We start from the raw sequence: 19,567 nt of genomic DNA, 5'->3' as shown, positions 1-19,567 counted from the left end.
TTCAAACACGGTCTGGTGGAAGGGATCGCCCCGGCCCGGGTCGTGCTCGCATAATCCGCTGTCCATTCGGACATGGCCGAGGCCCTTGCGGTCGACTCGTTTGTCGATCCGCAAGGGCCTCGGTTTCGGTCCGTCAGGGCTACGGCTCGACCGGGTCACCGCTTCCCAGTTGCAGCCACCACGCTTCATCGGCGCGGGAGAGCTGCACGGTCTGGGTCGTTCCGTCGGCGTACTTGAGCTCGACGCTCGCCAGGTAGGGGACGACGGGATCGGCGACTGTCGCCTTGACCACCTTGTCCGCCTTGCCTCCGTACTGGTCGATGAGGACCTTGGCTGCCTGCTGCTTGGCCGTGAACCACGGCGCGCCCAGGGCGGCCAGGTCCTCCGCGTCGCCGATACGCAGCCGCTGGACGTATGCCTTGATCAGGAGCTCGGCCTCTTCGGCGACCTCCTTCCCCTCCGAGTCGGAGGATGGAGCCGCCCGGAGGTCCACCTGCACCTTCGGCGAGTCGAGCAGGGAATAGGGCTCGTCTTCCCCCAGGGCCCACCAAGTGGCCCCGGCTCCTGCGAGGGCGGCCGAGAGCGCCGCGGCGACGACCCGCCTGGTGCGCGTGGATCCCGGCATCAGTACCACCTTGGCTTGACACGGACGATGTTGGCCCACGTGCCGCGCTGGCTCTGCACATAGACGTCGAGTCGCTGGTTGAGTCGGTTGTTGTTGTGGGCGCTGACGTAGGCCTTGCCTCCGGCCATCTTGGTCACGACTCCGGCGTGGTCCCAGCCGCCCTTGCCGCCCCAGTTGAAGAAGACGACGTCACCGACCGCAGCGTACCTCTGGTGCGTTTCCTGGTACACGGCCCCGCTGCTGTTCCTCGACAGGAACCTCTCCATGTTGTCGGCGACGGTCCACGTGTGGGACCAGAGGTAGTACGTGCCGCCACCGGAGTGCGGCGGGGACATGTGCTTCGTCCGGTACCAGTTGTCGACGTTCTTCTTGTCCTTGTTCACTCCCTTCATCCGCATGCCACCGCCGAAGTGCAGCGCCTTGGAGATGTAGTTGGTGCAGTCCTGAGGGTAGTCGTGGCGGGCGTTCCAGTTGTTCCGTGCCCACGTCGCCGTGCCGTTGGCGGAGATCGAGGCGAACGGGGCGATCTGCACATCGGTGGCGGAGGGGGCGGCAGCCGTGTATGCCGTGCGCTGGGGTGGGGAGGTCGGTTCGGGCCCGTCATTGTCGACGGTTCCGTACACGACCGCGTTGAAGGCGCTCTCGTCCGTGGCCAGACGCTGTTCGACCTGGCCTGCGCTGGCCTTGCTGCGCAGCTTCGGGCTCGCGCCGGCGGAGAAGGAGTAGTAGTAGGGCCCCTCGCTCTGCTCCGGCTCGGACGGCATGTCGGCGGCTGTCTTCTTCTCCAGCACCGTGGCCCGCAGGGTGACGGTGCCGTCGGCGGCCGGCATGGCCAGGACCTCGGACAGCGTCGAGGTCATCCCCGTGTACACGAGGTCCTTGGTCCTCAGCGCGTCGCGCGTGTCGATCAGCCAGGACTCCTCGGTTGCGAGGAGGTTCGAGTACAGCGCGGCGTTGGGTCGTCCCGCGACTGCTTCTTCGGAGGTGTTTTTGGCTCCGGTCACCAGTGCGGCCGTCGATGTCAGGTACTCGTTGACGGCGTCACGGTAGACCGTGGGCGCAAGGGGCGCCGCCAGGGGCGCGACCGCGTTCGTCGTGACGGTGGGGCTTGAACCGTACGGGCTGGAGGCGTGTACAGCGAAGGTGTAGGAGGCGCCGTTGTCCAGGCTGGTGAACACCGCGGCCGTGCTGTTCGTGGTGCGCTGGGCCACGGTCGTACCGGTGCTGTCGACTGCCGTCACGTGGTAGGTGAGGGCGGTGTCCTCGTAGCCGCTGTCCTTGCTCGTGCCCCAAGTCACCAGCGCACCGCCGTCACCGGGACGCGAGTGCGGGGCGACCGGTGCCGACGGGGGCGCCGCAGCCTCGTACTTGACGGTGAGGGTGGCTCCCGTGAAGGTGATGCCCTCGGCCGCGGGTGCGCCCTCCGGCTTGCGCAGGACGATTCCGTGGTTGGCGTCGGCCCCGCCGGTCCAGCCGATGACCAGACCGGTGACATCGACTGCCCAGGGTGCGGTCGCTTCCACGTTCACGCCTGGAGCGGTCACATTGTCGAGGACCGCGCCGGTCTCAGAGGTCGCCCAGGCGGCGTTGAGGGCATGGACGCTTACTTCGGGAACCGTGGTAACTGCCGTGAGCTGCAGCTTCGCGTCCACCACGGTGGCGCCGGCTGGGATTCCCGAGACATCGGCCTTGAGGTAGCCGCGCCAGTTCTTGCCGGACACGGCTCCGACCTTCAGCGTGCTGCCGGTCGTCCCGGTGCAGGTCTCGGAGTCGGTGCACACCGTGGCCTTGGTCAAGGGGAGGACCACGGAGGTGCCGGCGGTTGAGGCGGAAGGCTGCGCCACGGGGTTCGTGGCGATGGCGGTGTTCGCGGTCCAGGCGGAGCACTTGCCCGCGTAGCACCCGCGCATGGACCAGGCGAACGGTCCTCCCGTGGCGAGGTTCTCAGCCGGGATCTGGAAGCCGGCCCTTTCACCGTTCGGAACCAGCTGAGTGCCGAGCGTCTGGGTGGTGGCGCCGTTGTAGAGCCGGAACTGGGCCTCCACCATGCCCCCGTTCGGAGAGGTGACCACTCCGGAGACGAGGGGCGAGGCGGTGTCGGTCGCGCCGGACTGGAGGTGCTGGGGCACGTCCGCGGGCAGCACTGCGTTCGCATCCACGCGGAACGCCAGCCAGCCGGACCATGCGGAGGAAGCGACGCCGTCACTGGAACGGGCGCGGATCCTCAGGTGCGCACCGTCCGGTACGGCAGCGGACGTGGGGATCTGCACCGTGGCCAGTGCCCCGGACACGGCCTGGGCGGTCTTGCCTGTCCAGGTGTACGTCGTGTCCGTATGGGCGGGGTCGGGTTCGACCTGGAACTCCGCCGTCAGGGTCGAGCCCGCGTCGAGGTCGGCAACCTTCGCCTGCAGCGTGGGGGTGAGGGAGGAGACGGTGCGCAGCGAGGCCTCCGCCCTGAGCGGGTTGACGGCCAGGTTGGCGGGAACCGCCGGCGTCGAGTTGTAGGTGACAATCAGCGACGGCTCCGAAGCGGAGTCGTGCGAGCCGTCCACGTAATTCGACGATCGGTAGCGGCGCCAGGTCAGCGGGTCGGTCTCGTCGACCGCGGCAAGGCGCACTCCGTAGTTCGGCTGGCCGTCCGCCCATGCCTGGACGATGCCGTCCACGTCCCACGACACGTGGCCGCCCGGGCAAGTGGCGTTGTACCCCTTGGCGACCTTCGAGACGGGAGCCCCCACACTGGTCGTGGCCGGCTGGGCGGACCAGGTGATCCCGGACGGGTCCCAGTCCGAGGTGACGCGGCGGACCTGGATCCCGGCGTTGTTCGTCGAGCATGACGAGGACCAGTGGGAGAACAGCCGGAGGTCAGCGTCGACCACATTCTTGTCGGCGAACCGTGAGGTGTCGAACTTCAGATACGAGCGTGCGCGCTCGGTTCCGTTGTACGTGCCGGCCTTGAGCTCGGTGGATCCGCGCTGCGAGGTGGGGTACGCCGCGTCCTGGACCCAGGTGTCCGTCAAGGGGCCCAGCAGGGTGTTCGTCGGGTCGATCGTGACCGGGTAGGTGACGTCCGGATTCTTCAGGAAGCCCGAGTCCGGCTTCAGGACCAGTGTCTGCTCTCCGGCCGGTCCCTCCACCGAAGCTGTGACGTCACTGACGTGCTCGGGCTCGTTGGCTGCAGGGCGTTCGTCGGCACCCCACATCATCGGTACCGGAGCCGCGGCGATGTCCTTGCCGTCTGCGCTCTCCCACAACAGGCGCTCGTCCGCGGTCTCGCGAAGCTTGAGCCCTTCGGCGGCCACGGGGATCCGGAGCTCGACCTGCTCCGTCGGGCGCTCGTTGAGGATCAGCAGGTGCGAGAAGCCCTCGGGCAGTGCGGTGACCACCAGGTCGGCATTCGGCTGGACGTTCTTGTACGTCGCGGTGTTGCCCTCGAGCACGGGACGGGGCAGCGGACCGTCCCAACCGAGTCCGAGGGATCTGGCGCCTTCGGTGACCTCGGCCAGAGGCCCTTCCCCTCCGTCGGAGAACTGGATCTCCGCAGCGGCCTGATTGGGCTGCACACTGCCGTCCCGGAACACCAGGGTGGTGTCGACGTCCTGCCAATCGCCGGCTTCGTCCTTGACCCGGACGGGTCCGGTGGTCGACTCCTCGGTCAGGGTGCCGTCCGGATTAGCGTACGTGATCGACGACTCGGTGCGGAGCGGCTCGATCTCCACTCGCTGTCCCAGGATGGCCGCACGTGCTCGCGCGACTCCTGCCGCCTGGTCCGCACTCTGCGGCTGGGCCTCCGCGGACGCTGCGGGCAGCACCCGATGGAGTGGTGCGCTGGACACCAGGCCCGTTTCGATGGCAAGGAATCCGGCCATCGACCACACCATGCCCTGAACCGCGATGGTACGCAGCGGTCTTTTTCTCTTCTCCAAAACCTGTCCCCCTATATCTACTCGCCACAATGGGCGATTTCGGGATTCTCACATGATCGACTCGATGCCTCGAAATCCAGTTCGAAGGTTGAGACGCGGACCACAGTGAGCCGTTTTCATCCTGAAGAGCTGCAGACCTGCAGCGTGTGGACGGCCTGGACGACGGTGCCGATCCGGGGTGGAGCATCGGGCCGTCGGAGCAGTCGCCAGGACTTGAGCCGAGCGCGGGCGTCTTCGCCTGGGGCTCGGAGCCTGATGTGGCTTCGCTTGAACTCCTGGTGATGCAGCAGCTGTTCGCGGTGGTGATGCGGGGTGCGGAAGATGCCAGGACTTCAGCCCTGCGATGCTCGTGCGACTGATGATCGCCCCGCTGACAGGGCCGGGTTGATCGTCCGCTGGGTCGTGGTGAGGTCCTGGCGGGGAAACCGGCTGACGGTCACCCAGAGGCCGACCCTTGGAACAGTACCTCCCACGCCGCCGTGATCACCCCGTCCAGCCGCTCCTTGAGCTCTCCGAACTCCGTGGGAGCGCCCAGCTCTTCGTCGCGGTGATGGAGGCGATCCGGGTGCCCGGAGGGGGCCAGGGCGGCCCCGGGTCCGGACCGATCACTCCCTGGGCGACAAGGGCTACTACGTGAAGGCGATCTGCGCCTGGTTCCGTCGCCACGGCATCCCGTACACGACTCGCGAGCGTGCTGACCAGGTCGGCAACCGAGCCAGGCGGGGCAGCCGCGGAGGCCGCCCGCCGGCCTTCGATCGCGAGCCGTACAGGCACGCAACGTCGTGGAACGCTGCTTCAGCCGCTTCAAGCAGCGGCGCGGCATAGCCACCCGTTGCGACAGACCGCCCAGTCCTACGAAGCAGCCGTCGTCCTCGCATCACGCCTGATGTGGGCCTGACGTTTGACGGCAGAACCTAACGCTTGCCACCCCTGCGAACGGCTTCCGCAGGGGTGGCAAGCGTTACTTCCGACGCCAAAAAACGAGGTCCTTCAGCACGCTACCGACCTCGGCAATGATGGCCGGTCGATCGGCTCCCTTGACGCCGTCGAGGCTGTGGCGGAGAGCACGGAGGAACGTCAGGCAGATAACTGTGATTACAAGGAGGACGGTCGCGAGCACCGCACCAAAGGCATACGGAGAAATGGAAAGGATGTCGATAAGAGACACAGACACAGCAATGGACCCTTCACCTGCACTGCGGAGGGCTCATAGGCTCACTCCGTTGCGGTCAAACAACTGCAAGCTGCCTTCTGCATGAAGGCGTCCACGTGGGTCCACGCCCGTGGTGGCGGCGTCCGGCTTACTAATTCGGTGCGCGAGCACCTTCACATGGGAACACTCTCACAGTCAAGGCGTGTTGACGAAGTGGCCCGGAGCCGGCCGGGCCCCGAGGGCCCCGGCCGGCCGTAAAGGTGCTGGTGCTCTCCGCTTGTACTGGTCTTGGGGGGATCCGGAGCGACTCGCTGTCCTCGCCTCGTGGGTGGGCCGGTAAGTGCCTGCGCAGCGTTCCTGCCGTAAAAGCGCGACTCACTGGCATAGCTGACGAACATGCAGCAGTAGGTGAGAGACTTGAAAGTCTGAACCGTCCCAGGGGGGCGGGCGCCGATACGACGGCATCGCGGCACCCGCACGCCCCTGCGAGCTACTCGTCGAGAGGGGCTCGCTGACTGAGAGCGCGACGACGTCCTGCCTCGACTTCGACCTTTACGTTGTAGTACTCGCGTACGACTTTGCGCGCTTCGCGCAACACAGGGGTGGCCTTCTTGAAGGCCAAGAAGATCATGCCCAGGATCACGCCGACGACGGTGACCCATCCGGAGATGTCCATTCGGTCCCTCACCCTTCTCGGGCGGTCGGACCAGGGCGCAGGCGCACTCGGCCCGACCACACACTGTGTAGTCGAAACCGAGATGCGCTACCCAACAAACCCCGGACTAGCGGGGCGCAGCGGATCTCGAAGAAGCTAGTTCTTGATCTTTTAGGCAAGATTTCTGGCTGTAGTCCACGCCGCCAGCGTTGGGAGCTGGAGGCGGTTAGGGGACCAGCGCCCGTAGGCCCGTTCCCGCTGCCGAGCACCCACTGGGGTCTCGGCAGTGCACACACCGTACCACTCGCGCACTGCAACACCCGCATGGCTGAACCCAGTTAAAGGACCCGCAGCAGCCACGCTGCGGGGCTTGTGTACCTTGGCTTCGAGAGGTAGTGAGGTGCCCGTTGGACGGAATAACCCGTGCGCCCGAGGCGGCCGCACCTTCCTCCCGGTGCTGAACGAGGTCATCGTCGCCGACATCCTGCACTCGCCCGCCGCCGTTTTGCCTGCGAACAGCTGCTGACCGGCAAGGACGGCCCGGTCAGATTGGCTGACTTCGCCATCACGACTGACGTCCCTGCCAGGCTCATCATCCGGGAGCACCTGGGCATGCTCAACGACCCTGCGTACGCCGCCGGTACGTCGAGCAAGGCACCCTTGAGGCGACGGGGGCTCGAACGGGCTGCTGCTGGTCACGGTCGACAGCGGTGGGGGAGTGGGAATAGGAAGCTGCGTTCCCTAAAGCTTTCGGCCCCTCCGTCAGCATCAGGCCACGTTCCACCCCCAGGCGACGCGAACCTCCGGAGAGGCATCGCCACCCGCTGCGACAGCACCACCTGGCCTTACGGGGCGGCCGTCACGCCCGCGTCACTCCAGATGCGGGCGTGACATTTGACGACAGAACCTAGCATCGTGCATACGGCGGATCAGAGGTCCCTCGAAGGGAACACGCGCAGTCTTTGAGGGGTGGCAGATGAACACGGCCAGACCAGGTGCTCTGGGCGGGGCGAGCAACGAGGCAGGTGCCAGTCACCGGTCCGGGATTGCGGCGCTCATCGCCGTCTACGGGCTGCTGGAGGAGGGGGTCCCGTGGCTCCGTTCCGACGCCGTGCCCGTGAAACTGCGCATGGAGGCGGATCTCCACGTCGACGATATCGTTGTTGACCTTGCTGACGGTACGACGGCATTCATCCAGGCCAAGCTTTCCCCCACCCCGGCAGCCTTCAACGCAACCGTCGACCAGTGGTGCAGGGCTGTCGCATCCAGGGAATGCCGCGAGGGCGACGAACTGCTCTTCGTCGTCACCCGGACCGACGGTCCACTTACCCGCACCGCACAGGCTCTCACGACTCACCAGAGCGGTGCGTCGCTGACCACACCCGCCGTCCGGCGGCTGGACGCATTGCGCAACTTGGCAGCCGGGCACGGCCTGGATCACGCCGGCACAGAACAGCTCCTGGCCGCGGCGAAGGTGATCGCTTTGGACGCACGGGACAACGGCCCTGACGAGGCCCTGGGCGCGGCCTGTCTGAACGCGGCCGTCGTTACCGCAGGCCATGGCCGGACAGCCTTCCGTGCCATGAAGGCAGCTGCGCGTAGCCAGGCCGAGCAGCGCACCGCATCCCACGTGACACAGTGGCGTACCTGGCTCGCCGACGCGATGCTGCCCCTGGTCGCAGACGAGGCAGGAACGCGAGCCGCCCGGCTCCAGGCCAGGGACCAGGCGCTGACCCAGTACCGGGAAAACTGGGCAGCCGGCCAGGACACCTTGCCGCTCGCCGACCTCGGCCGCGGACTGACTTCGATGACCGTCCCCGGGGCCGCTGGACACCTCCAAGCCAAAACTCCCGGCCAAGGCCCCGGCCGCAGCGGGCTTGTGGACACCGTCCGCCGCCAAGGCCGTCTCTTCCTCGTCGGAGCCCCCGGCTCGGGAAAGACCGTCGCCTCACGTCTCCTTGCCGCGCACTGGGCCGCACACCCCTATGCCCCCGTCCCCGTGTGGCTGCGGATGAAAGACCTGGTCCCACTTCTGCCGCAGACCGGTCCCTACCTGCTCCAGCCCGCCGACCTGGTCCACGCCGCCGTCGGACTCTCCAGCCCCCTGCTTGCAGCAGCACTTGTCTCGCAGATCGACGCAGGCGAAGCACTCATCGTCCTCGACGCCCTCGACGAAGTCCACGAGCGCCAAGACGCCGTCGTAGAAGCCGTCGCCACCTTGATCAACCAACTGCCCGCCGACTGCGACGTCGTCGTCACCTCCCGGTACTCCTCCCAGCAAGGAGCCAGGCGCCTCGGCCTTCCCCTCTACGAGCTCCGCCCTCCCAACGACCTGAGCAGCACCCTCGACCACCTCCTGGACACCGTTGCAGAGCGAGCCGTCCACTCTTCCGATCAACCTCACTCGCGCGAAGCCCTCCGCCGCCGCGTCGAGCGATCCCGCCGCGCCGAACCCGACCTGTGGAACGTGCCGCTTCTGGCCACACTCATGACGCTGCTCATCGCGGAACGCCCGGATGCCGCCGTGGCAGGCAACAGGGCCCGTCTCCTCACCGAAGTAGTCGACAGCAGTGTCCGCGGATGGGAGATGCGCCGTTCCGCGAAAACCCTGCCCGACACCGATCCCCAGCTGACCGCCGACATCCTGACCGACTGCTTCGACGACATCGCACACGCCATCAATCCCTCCGGTTCGGCAACCTGGGATACCGCCCACCGGGCCGTCGTATCCCGCCTCCAACAGCACTGGGGCAAACCGCCGGGCACCGCCGCGACCATGGCACGCCACGCCCTGGAGTACTGGGACGCCACGGCCGGCGTGTTCATCACCGACACACACCAAGGAAACCTCACCGCCCGCACACGACTGTTTGCCGAGATCGGCGATGCGCGCTGGGCCACACGGCACCCCGATCACATGACCGAGTGGATGCAGAACACCTTCGCGGACCCCGAACGCCGGGAAACCGCCCGACTCGCCGCAAGCCTCTCCCCACATGCCGCAGACGCCCTCATCCGGCAAGCGCTCCGCACAGGCGGATCAGCACTCGACCTGGTAAACGAAGCGCTGACCGACGGAACTGGCTTCGACGACAACGCACTGCACGAATACCGCGACGCCCAGCTCGCCCGCCTCCAGACCCTCCAGCCCCGCTACCCAAAGGCCACCGAAGACGACGGCGTCCTCCATCTCTCCGCCGAAGGATCCCCACGTGCCGAACTCGCAGCCCGCCTCGCCGAAGAAGACCTCGATGCCACCCAAACCCAGCAGCTCATCGAGACCGCAGAAACCCTGGGACCCGAGCAGAAGGCTGTCATCACCGCCCTGCGCGCCCAGCGACAGGCCACCAGACGAGGCAGCGCACCCACCGAGAGCGAACTCGACACCATCGAAGCCGGCCTTGCCGCTGCGGCGACCACTACCTCAGCCCGTGACCCTGGAATCGCCGGAACCGACTCCCTCGCCCGTTTCGCCGTCGAGCACGTCCTGGCCGCACGGCCCAGCATCCTGCCTCACCTGATCGCAACCACCCACCACGTCACCGTAGACACCTTCGAGTGGCTGGAGACAGAACTTTCACAGCGCGGGCACCACGGAGCGCTTGCCACCCTCCTCACGGAGGTGAGCGGGAACATCCTGGCCACCTTCAAAGACTCATACAAGAAGATGGCCGTTCCCTTCGAATTCCTGGCCGCGCTGAACACCACCGGAACCCAGCTCACCCCAGCCCAGGCATGGCACCTGAATGAGGCCGCCGCTCTCACGGCCGCCCTCAGGATGAAAGACCGACCGATGAACGTTGTTGCGGACGCTGTCACACACCACGCCGAGCTGACGCAGGCCCTCTTCAGCCTGATCGCAGAAGCCAGCGGTCTGGACAGGGCACTGGCCGGCTCGCAGCTCCGCAGCCTGCGCGACGAGCTTCCTCAGAACCCGGACTGGGGGCTGCTCTACCTGCCCAGCACCCGCACACCCACACCCCAGCTCCACCTGGAAAGCATCGACGCCGACCTCGTCATCGACACGCTCAACACCAACAATCCCTGGCTCGCGTACCTTGCCCTGTTGCTCACCGCGGCCACCGTCACTCCGCCGCCGGACCTTGCAGAACGCGCGCTCGCGGCACTCCCCAGCCTCACCGCGTTCGACCGCATGAACACCGCTGCCCTTCTCGCTCACCGGTGGCCGGGCCTGGCCCTGCCGGCAGACGATCCACTGGTCAGGGCAGGCGCCGCACGGGTCACCGCCGCCACGCTCAGCCATAGCCGTCGGCACCGCGAAGCCCAGCACCTCCTGGCCGACCCAGACCTGCTCGTACGGCACACCGCAGCACAGGAACTGGATGGCCCGTCACCTGGCGACCGGACCGTCCTTGTAACAGCCCTGCAGTCCCCGGCACAGCAATGGACCTGCAGGTTCTGTGGTGCCACGGGGCCTGCCGATGCCGATACCTGCCCGCGGAACCATCCCAGACCCACTCCACGACTTCCCTAACATGCGTTGTGCAAGTCAAGAGCAAGGCCGGCGTGCTTTCGCGGACTTCCGGACGACGAGCCCTCCTACAAGCCCTGACCGGCAATCTGCTCGATGCGTCTACACCCCGTGTCATCGTGGGCCTCATAAACGACGCGGACGGCCATCCGCGGCGCCGACCTCTGGACGGGCACCCGGGCTACCTCGGTTACCCGACCAGCGACGGCCAGCGATTCATCGTGGCGATGCATGCTGACTGGCCGGTGTACCCGTGCCCGCCTGGAGGCGGGCACGCGCTCTTCGACCTGGCCCCTGCACCCTGGGAGCCTGGATTTCACGGGGCCGCGGCCAACCGTGAGCACCGGCGTACGGATCCCCACCACGGGGGTCGATAGGACGGGCTGCGCGAGGTGGCACACTCTCGATGCGGGAGACGCTGGGATAGCTGCTTGTAGAACCGTCACGCACTGGACCTTCAGGCACCGCCACAGCGGACCGTTTCATCCGTCGTCGCCTGTGAGCTTCTGAGCCGGGCCAGATGCCTCGTCCTGGCAACCTTGGATCAGTGAAACAGGAGCCCTCTCGCCGTACCGCAGGGCGCGAAACCGACGTCCCGCGACTGGGGTCTGGGGTCCGCCGACTGCCGCATCCGATCCTGAGCGCAGCGGTGCCGATGTTCTCGCACGAGACAGCCTGCGACGCGGTGCCACGTCCGATCTCCAAGCCGTCATTCGCGGCCTGGAGGCCGGACCTGACCGGTCAGTGAAGAAGCGCTGTCGCTTCGCCGGCGGTCATGGCGTGCCCCATGCGCGCAGTGCGCTGAGGACGGTGTCGCTTTCCAGTTCGTGGCCCCGGTCCAGGCTCTTGAGGAGAGCGGTGGAATTGTTGAGACGGTCGGGGTAGTACAGCTCGGGCGCCAGGCAGGTGGGGCAGTCGCTCAGAAGACAGAAGGGAGTGAGGGGGACGGGCTGCTCCTGTGGCGTGACGAGGTAGAGACGGTCGTCGGCCAGCGGGTGTGCCGTGTCGAAGGCGACGGGAGCGAAGTCGGGATGGTCTCCCATCAGGGAGGGGCCTGAGACGCGGAACTTTCCGGTGTCGGGCAGCCAGCGGAGCTGCTCCGCGTGAACCCAGCGGGTGGTCGCGAGGAAGGCGCACCCCGAGAGGCTGCTGAGCATCAGCCTTTCGATCTTCTCCAGGCTCTTCTCGAACTCGGCGCGGGTCCGCGGCCCAGCTCCATGGCGGATCTTGTTGCGAAGAGCGATCAGCTGGTCGAGGTCCGCGATGAGGCCCTTCCCGCCTTTCTTGCGGGCCGCCGCCTCGACGAGCCCTGCGGCAGCATCACCGTGCTGGCGGAAGTCCTCGACCACGGCCTTGAATGTCCCCACCCAGTGCCCCAGGGAGACACCACCGCGTGCGACAGACTCCTTCCACTGGTCGATCTGAGGCAGATCCACACGTCCGCGATCCGCGGCCAGCGCGAGCGACATGATGCCAAGGGACAGGATCAGCGACTCGGCGCACTGGATCGCCGCCTCGTGCTTCTCCGCCAGAGACCGTGAGTGCCGGAACTTGCGCACCGCTCGGGCTATGGCATACGGGTACGACTCCTGGAAGAGCTTGTAGGGATCGTTCTGCCGGCGCAGGCTCTGCGCGGTCAAAGAGCTGATGGAAGCCGCCTCGTCCAGACGCCCGCGCCGGGATGCGCTCGTACCGCTTTCGAAGATCCGCATGCGCATGCGCTGCAGCTCGCCCTGGATGCGTGCGGCTTCCTGCTCGCCTTCCTCGAGCATGGAAAGGGAAGCGCGGATGTCTGCCGCGTCGCCGTCGCACCGGGGGACCCAGACGTCAGCCATTCCTGCAGCCCTGACGCGTGGGATGGTTCCGTATTTCGGAAGCTGCTCTTCGGCCAGAGGACTCGCCATGTAAGCCGCCACGTACTCCAGCGGCAGGAGCTCTTCGGTGAGGCGGACGACCAGCAGGCCTTGGCCTGGCTGCACCCCGTCGTATTCGCCCGGCAGGATCGTCCAGTGACGAGCGCCGGCCAGATCACGCCCCACGATGTCGCCTTGCTGCAAACGGTGCCGTGGGTCGCGGGCGTCCCGGCGGACGGGCAGGTCAGCCACATCGGGCAGCGTGCTGGTCAGTGCAGACGGCGTCAGCACCCGGCTGCGTACTTCCGCCTCCGTGCTCGACTCCTTGTCGATGTCGGAGGTGCTGACAGATCCACCGAAGACCTGAGCGAAGTCACCCAGCCGGATGCCGTCCTTAGCCGACTGCTGAGCCACCTGGATCTGCCGGAAACGTGCCAATGACAGCTCATATCCTTGTTCCGAGATCTCTTTCCTTGAGACGCAGAAGCTCTGCTCGGACCGGGAGCGGCGGCGCTCGCTGCTCCTGCGCTGAGACCAGCGCTTCAACACGTCCGGCAGATTGTTGCGAGCGTGATCGGCAGCATCAAGCGTGCTGTCCGGAGCGGGCCCGAGCTTGTCCTCGGCCAACAGCGGGGTACGCCGGGTGTCCAGGCTCCATCCATCCGCCTTGACCTCGTAGAACCACACTTCCTCAGCTGGACCCGCATCCTTCGTGAAGAACAGGATCGACGTCTGGACCCCGGCGTACGGATGAAACGTGCCGGTGGGCAGCTGTACCACGGCTTCCAGGCCGTGCTCCTCGACCAGCCGGCGGCGCAGTTCGACGTGAGCCCTACTCGAACCGAACAGAACACCTTGAGGAACAATGACGGCCGCGCGGCCCTGAGGCCTCAACAACCTCAGGACCGCGGCAAGATGGAGCAGCTCGGCCTTCTTCGTACGGACCACGTCAAGCAGGCCCGGCGAGACGTCCCCGGCATCGACGCTCCCCGCGAACGGAGGGGTGGACAGGACGAGGGAGGCACATCCGTCCCCTGTAGTTTCCCCCTCGTGCAGAAGGTCCCGATAGCGCAGGTCGGCGCTCCCGAAACCCTGGAGCATCAGCCGCATGCTGCTCACGCGAAGCATGGTGATGTCGATCTCGAATCCATGGATTCTGTCACCGCGGGCCGCAGCGGCCTCCTGCGCGGAGGTTTCAGCGCCGTGCTGCCGAACGTACTGGGCGGCAGAGAACAGGAAATCGCCTGCTTTGCAGGCGGGGTCGTATACCTCGTCGCCGGGACCGGGCATGGTCATCGCGACCATCAGGTCGACCAGCTGGCGAGGGGTGCGGAACGCTCCGTAGCGGCCTGCGCCGCTAACCTGGTCGAGGATGCATTCGTACAGTTCACCCGCGCGGTGGGGCTCCGCCGTCAGCGTCTCTTCCAGCAGGTGGGCGGCCTTGGACAGAAGGCTGGGCTTCGGGATGGTGAAGCGGGCGTCCCTGATGTGCTGTGAGTACGCCACCCCGTCGAACGTTTGGCGACGCAACCAGGGAAACACCTCGTCCGCAACCGTGGCGAACATGCGCTGGGGTGTCATACGGATGAGATGCGACCAGCGCAAATGCTGCTCGTCCGCAGAGAAGATCGGCCCCCTTTCCGGTATCCCCCCCTGCTCCCATGCCAGCTGCAGTTGGTCCAGCTCGCGGAGATAGAGAAGGTGTGAGACCTGCTCAACGGCCTCCCCGGAATGCGAGATTCCGGCACTCCAGAAGGCGTCGAAGAGCCGGGCAGCGGTGTGTGCGAGACCGTCATTCATCACGCAGCGCAGACTATCGATACTGTGCGCGAACCCGCGTCGCCCACCTCGTACTGCGTAGACACGACCTGCATTCAGGTGCCCTACCGGGGCCCTCCCCCCGGCCACCTGGCTTGAAAGCCCACCTCGGGGGGCAAGAAAGGCCCGAGGCGCTGGCGTTCCGAGCCACCGCGGGGTCACAGGGCGCCGCCTTGCCGTTCGGTCCATGACCGTTGTGAAGCTTCGGGCCGCGGTGTCAACGTTGCTCCCGTATCCGCCTGATTAGGGGAACTGTCACGCTGAGTGTTGCTAGGAGTATGCCGGCGTCCTCAAGATGATCTACGAAGCGGGGCCGGGCAGCCCCGGACCTGACCTGGTGTTGCCTCGTCCCCGAGCGCCGCATGCGCAGGGCACGGCATGTGTACTGATCTTGGCTTTCCGCGCAGTCCTACACGGGGGAGTACAGCGATGCCCTGGCCGCAGCTTCGTACCTGTCAGCAGGAAGCCTTCGACCAGTACATGGCCGACCGCAAGTGCAAGCGTGAATGGCTGGCCATGCTCACACCCGGAGCCGGCAAGACCATCTTCGCCCTGTACGTGGCGGCCACCCTCAAGCAGATGGGCGTCATCTACCGGGTCGCCGTCTACGTTCCCAGTGACTCCCTGCGCCAGCAGTGGGCCGACGTCGCCTCCGTGTTCGGCCTCGAACTCCTGCCGGTCCGGTTCCCCTCCGACTACAATGACCACGACTCCGACGGCTTCGTCGCCACCTACGCCCAGATGAACCCCGCGGGCGCTGAACGTGCCGCCCGCGCGATCACCTCCGCGCCGACCCTGGCCATCCTCGACGAGGTCCACCACCTCGGCGACGACAAGACCTGGGGCGCCGGAACCCAACGCGCCCTCGCCCACGCCGAGAACATCCTCATGCTCACCGGCACACCGTGGCGCTCCGACGACGCCCGCATCCCCTGGTGCGCCTACGACGAGGAGACCGGTCGGGTCCAGGTCGACTTCGCCTACGAGTACGGCAACGCGGTCGCCGACAGCGTCTGCCGGGCCGTGGAGATCCACGCCTACGACGGCCAGGCCCGCTACCTCGACAACGCCACCGAGGTCACCAAGTCCCTCAAGGACACCAGCAAGGGCCGCGAGCTCGGCAAGATGTTCAACGCCGTGTTCGACCCCGCCCAGCAGTGGACGCCCATGCTCCTGGAGAAGGCCCACCGGCTGCTCGTCGACCGCCGCCGGGATGTGCCCGACGCCGGCGGCCTGGTGGTCACCGACAACAAGGAGACCGCCAAAGCGATCGCCAAGCTTCTGACACGGATCAGCGGCGAGGAACCCACCGTGGTCATCAGCGAGGACGAGGACGCCGTCGCCAAGCTCGACGCGTTCCGCAACGACGGATCGAAACTCTGGCTCGTCGCCATCCGCATGGTCTCCGAAGGCGTCGACGTTCCCCGCCTGATGGTCGGCTGCTACCTCAGCCGCTGGAAAACCCCTCTGTTCTTCCGCCAGTACGTCGGACGCTTCGTCCGCACCCGGGCCGAGTGCCCGCCCCACTACGACGCGCACATCATCATCCCGGCCGTGTCCGTTCTGATGGAACTGAGCACCGAGATCGAGCAGGAACTGCGCGACCAGCTCCACCGGTTCGACGACGACGAACTGGACGCCGACGACGACACCCAACCCACAGGCCGTGAGAGCGCCGCATCCATCCCCGAACAGCGCCAGGAGGCCGCCGCACAAGCCGTCGCCGAGCAGGCCGAACTCTTCGACATCGACGGCAACCCCACCTGCGAGACCGACCGGGCCTCAACGGACACCGTCATCCTGGAAGCAGGCGGCGCAGAGTTCTACCGGTCCGACCGCCGCGGCATCGGGCAATCTGCCGCGATCTACCTGCCCGGCCACCAAGCCTGCATCGACCACAACATCCCCACCACCTACGCCCGCAACATGGCCGAGCTTCTCGCCAAGCAGCGGCCGGCACCGCCAGACACGAGCGCACCGGCCACGACCGCGGCCCCGGTCCTGCCGGCTTACAAGAAGAAGGACATGATCCGGGCGGAAGTCGACCGGCACGTCGACCGCCTGGCCCGCATGCAGTGCCGCCGCGCAGGAAGCGACAGCTCGCAGGAACGAGGAAGGCGACAGACAACGATCAATACCGATCTGATGCGACGCTTCGGTGCCAGGCCGGACTGCACAACCTCTACGCTCAAACGCATCCTCGACCACCTGGCCACGGAGATCCGAAAGGAAGCAGCTCGTGACCTCACACGACACGGAAAAAACCGGGTCAGGTGAGCTGAGAGAACGCGGGCAGCTCGTTGCGTCCCTTGGCTCCTCGCTCCGTTCCGGCGCCAGCTCACTGGGCACTGTTCCCAAGCTCCTGGAACAGCTGCTCACCACAGGTGGATGGAAAGACTTCGTCACCAGGCTCGGCGATCACGTCACCTATGACGACGACGAGTTCGCCGAGTTCGTCGAGACCCTCCCTCTCCAGGGCCTCGGCGCCGACCTCGGCGTGGTGGAGCGCCTGATCGGCCCCCGCCCCGACCTTCTGGCGATCCTCTACGAGCTGACACCCCCCAGCAGCCCGGGCCGCCCCAAAAAGGCGAACAATGTACAGAGTTTCGTTGATGCCGCCGAGCACGCCGACCAGGCGCTCCCGCTGCCGCCGGCCCGCAGGAAGGCTCCGACAGGCAACAGCGTCGAGAACATCATGCGCAAGCTCGCCAGGGAACGCCCCGACCTGCTCCAGGAAGTCACAGAGGGCCGCATGAAGCCCTACACGGCAGCCGTCGAGGCCGGATGGCGCAAGCCTCAGACGACCATCGCGCTCAACGACCCGGCCGCCGTCGCACGCACGCTCCTGGACAAGCTCGGCACCGAACAGGCCCAGCAGGTGTGCAGCGCGCTGACCCAGCTGGTAGCAGACCAGAGCGCCAGCACCTAGCGCGACACCGCTCCCCAAACGCAGGCGGCCATGACGCAGCCGGGCTCACGTCAGAGCGCCGGCATCCGCAGTGCCGAGGGGGTGGGGCGGCCGATCGGCAGGACGCCGACCACGATGAGGCGGGGCACCTCGGTCGCGCTGCGGGCGTAGCGGGCGATCCACACCCGGTCGTCGAAGTCGGAGTATCCGGCCGCGTGACTGCTGTGATCACCGACCAGGAGGATCCCGAACGGCGGCCCTGTGACCGTGTAGTTGGCGGCCTGCGCGAGATAGTCCCGCTCCACGGCTTTGCGCTCGGCTTTGGTCTTGCGCCGTTTCACCTCGATCACCAGACGCCGCCCGGGCTCCGGGGTGTAGGTGACATCGGTGCGTCCCGAGGCCACATCGATGACCTCCCGCTGGACGGTGCCAGGAGTGAGCAGGCCGCTGAGGTGCTGGTGGATGTCATCCTGCACCACCTTCTCCGGCCACACCCCCGCAGAGCCGTCAGGCTTGTTCGGCGCCGGCCCCAGGTAGGCGGTGCGGTCGCCGTACAAGTCGGCCTGCCCGTCGAACCGGTCGTGCAGGAAACGCAGGAAGTACTCCAGCAGCACGGTGAAGTAGGTGCTGTCCGGCGCCTTCCATGCCGGGCTGGTGCGAAGGATGTCGAGGAGAGAGTCCATCTTCTCGTCGACCCGGGCATGACCGGTGGGGGTGAACCCGCGGGCCGCCTGCTGCACCATGCCTTCCAGACGGTCGAGGAGAGCGGAATCAATCCCGTCTGATACCGGTACGGAGCCAAAAAGAGTGCTGAGCCCAGGACGTCCTCGCCAGGCTTTTCCCGGCACCACACCTTCGGACCCGGCTGCGAGCGCCCGCCCCCGCTGTACCGCTGAGAGAAGCGCCTGGGCGTCGGGATGTCCGGAGAACACAGGATCGATCGACAGGGCCTGCTGGAGGTGGTGGAACAGCCCTTCCCTGCGGACGAAGCCCGCCTCCACCGCGGGCGGGATGAGCAGCGCGAGACCGCCCCCGTCAGGAGCCGGGCCGGCCATGCAGCTGTGAACGGAACGACTGGCCTCGTAGACCCCCAGAAGGTCACCCAGCGCACTGGCGGGGGAGTACCAGCTGGGCTGGTCCAGATGCCCGGCCGCGGTCCGCAGGCCGTGCACCAGCCGGGCCCAGGCACCCTGGGCCAGACCCCGGGCGCTGAGCCACGGAAGCTCATACATGCGGCCGCGCCACGCCTGCAGCTGCGCCACGGCCGTCTCCAGACGAGCGGCCCCCGCCTCCACCTCAGGACGCGAAGCTTCGGCGTCCTTGTCGGAGCCCGCGGAGAACGCCAACACGCAGTCCACGGCGGCCGCATACGCGCGGGCGTCCAGGCGAGCCTCCTGCGTACGGTCGAGCTCGGTGAACCGGAACAGCGCCCGGCGCATCGCCTCAGCCGCCTCGGCACGGTCAGGCGCTCCCAGTGCCCGGCGCAGGTCGCCCACCGCAAGTTCGAAGCCCGCGTCCGCCCGGGCGGCAGGAGACAGCGAGGACTGGTTCTCCAGCAGGGACAGGACATCGAGGAGACCGGCGTCGGGGAAGTGGTCGTGCGCGACCCCGATCAGCAACGGCAGGCGTTCCAGTGCTTCTGCGGGTTCCTGGCCCGAGATCTCCGTCAGCAGCAGAAGCAGGCGGTGCGGACTGCCCTGGCCCGCCAGGCACAGGCGCAGAAGGCCCGCGATCGCCGGCTGCGCGAACGCAGGCCCGACATCACCGCTGAGAGCGTCGTCGGCCTGTGTGGCCAAAGCCCGTGCCGCCTGCCGGCCCATGGCATCCAGCAGCACGGGCGACGAGCACAGCACGTCCACCGCCTCTGACACGACCCATGCCGCGTACGGGTCCTTCAGCCCCCGCACTGCCGCCGCGGTCAGGGCCTCACGTTCCGGTCCGGGCAGGCCAGCCGCGTCCTGAGCCACAGCCTGCAGCAGATACGGCAGCTGCGGCCCGCGGACAAGGGTGTCCGCTTCCCGCAGCACCGAGGGGGCGCCGCCGAGGTCGGCGAGAGTGGGGCCGGCGTCCAGCTGAGCCTCATCGGCCTGGGCCGCCCACCGCTGAAGGGCTTGCTCAACGTCACTCACCGCCACAC

8 protein-coding genes and 1 pseudogene are annotated in these 19,567 nt (G+C 67.1%); 3 read left to right on the top strand and 6 right to left on the bottom strand.

Annotated features, from left to right (window positions below; genetic code table 11):
* Positions 1 to 139: 139 nt before the first annotated feature.
* The 4 genes and pseudogenes from ACFYT9_RS27405 to ACFYT9_RS27390 form a co-directional block, all read right to left on the bottom strand.
* Entirely contained in the window at positions 140 to 625 is a 486-nt protein-coding gene (locus ACFYT9_RS27405) for a hypothetical protein (protein ID WP_389168310.1), read from the bottom strand.
* Positions 625 to 4,344 carry a DNRLRE domain-containing protein gene (locus tag ACFYT9_RS27400; protein ID WP_389168292.1) on the bottom strand — a complete coding sequence of 1,240 codons (3,720 nt, stop codon included), beginning with the start codon at positions 4,342 to 4,344 and terminating at the stop codon, positions 625 to 627. The genes ACFYT9_RS27405 and ACFYT9_RS27400 overlap by 1 nt, the downstream gene beginning before the upstream one ends.
* 323 nt (positions 4,345 to 4,667) lie before the next feature.
* Positions 4,668 to 4,868 (bottom strand): annotated as a pseudogene (locus ACFYT9_RS27395) (IS5/IS1182 family transposase); the annotation flags it as partial.
* 1,326 nt (positions 4,869 to 6,194) lie between these two features.
* Positions 6,195 to 6,380 carry a hypothetical protein gene (locus tag ACFYT9_RS27390; protein ID WP_389168290.1) on the bottom strand — a complete coding sequence of 62 codons (186 nt, stop codon included), beginning with the start codon at positions 6,378 to 6,380 and terminating at the stop codon, positions 6,195 to 6,197.
* Positions 6,381 to 7,335: 955 nt separating this feature from the next.
* Here ACFYT9_RS27390 and ACFYT9_RS27385 point away from each other — a divergent pair.
* A complete protein-coding gene (locus tag ACFYT9_RS27385; protein ID WP_389168288.1) occupies positions 7,336 to 10,854 on the top strand; it encodes an NACHT domain-containing protein in 3,519 nt (1,172 codons plus the stop codon).
* A 770-nt stretch (positions 10,855 to 11,624) separates the two neighbouring features.
* Here the strand turns inward: ACFYT9_RS27385 and ACFYT9_RS27380 are convergent.
* The gene (locus ACFYT9_RS27380; RefSeq protein WP_389168306.1) at positions 11,625 to 14,504 is read right to left on the bottom strand and encodes a class I SAM-dependent DNA methyltransferase; all 2,880 of its coding nucleotides are present in this window, start codon (positions 14,502 to 14,504) and stop codon (positions 11,625 to 11,627) included.
* 447 nt (positions 14,505 to 14,951) lie between these two features.
* On the opposite strand from ACFYT9_RS27380, the gene ACFYT9_RS27375 reads away from it, so the two are divergent.
* Positions 14,952 to 16,799, top strand: a complete 1,848-nt coding sequence (locus ACFYT9_RS27375; protein ID WP_389168286.1) for a DEAD/DEAH box helicase — start codon at positions 14,952 to 14,954, stop codon at positions 16,797 to 16,799.
* Positions 16,762 to 17,451, top strand: coding sequence for a hypothetical protein (locus ACFYT9_RS27370; RefSeq protein ID WP_389168284.1), 690 nt, complete (start codon positions 16,762 to 16,764; stop codon positions 17,449 to 17,451). Before ACFYT9_RS27375 ends, ACFYT9_RS27370 begins: the two co-directional genes overlap by 38 nt.
* Positions 17,452 to 17,501: 50 nt before the next feature.
* Here the strand turns inward: ACFYT9_RS27370 and ACFYT9_RS27365 are convergent, their stop codons facing one another.
* A complete protein-coding gene (locus ACFYT9_RS27365; protein ID WP_389168283.1) occupies positions 17,502 to 19,559 on the bottom strand; it encodes a hypothetical protein in 2,058 nt (685 codons plus the stop codon).
* Between the last annotated feature and the right edge of the window lie 8 nt (positions 19,560 to 19,567).

It is taken from the genome of Streptomyces sp. NPDC004435 (genome assembly GCF_042873895.1).
Classification (GTDB): domain Bacteria; phylum Actinomycetota; class Actinomycetes; order Streptomycetales; family Streptomycetaceae; genus Streptomyces.
Note: the sequence above shows the minus strand (reverse complement) of the source record. Positions and strands in the feature narration are given on the sequence as shown.

What these genes read in the sequence shown, in the direction of transcription:
- ACFYT9_RS27375 (WP_389168286.1), top strand. Translation starts at nt 14,952, where the DNA reads ATGCCCTGGCCGCAGCTTCGTACCTGTCAGCAGGAAGCCTTCGACCAG.
- ACFYT9_RS27390 (WP_389168290.1), bottom strand. Translation starts at nt 6,380, where the DNA reads ATGGACATCTCCGGATGGGTCACCGTCGTCGGCGTGATCCTGGGCATG.
- ACFYT9_RS27385 (WP_389168288.1), top strand. Translation starts at nt 7,336, where the DNA reads ATGAACACGGCCAGACCAGGTGCTCTGGGCGGGGCGAGCAACGAGGCA.
- ACFYT9_RS27405 (WP_389168310.1), bottom strand. Translation starts at nt 625, where the DNA reads ATGCCGGGATCCACGCGCACCAGGCGGGTCGTCGCCGCGGCGCTCTCG.
- ACFYT9_RS27380 (WP_389168306.1), bottom strand. Translation starts at nt 14,504, where the DNA reads ATGAATGACGGTCTCGCACACACCGCTGCCCGGCTCTTCGACGCCTTC.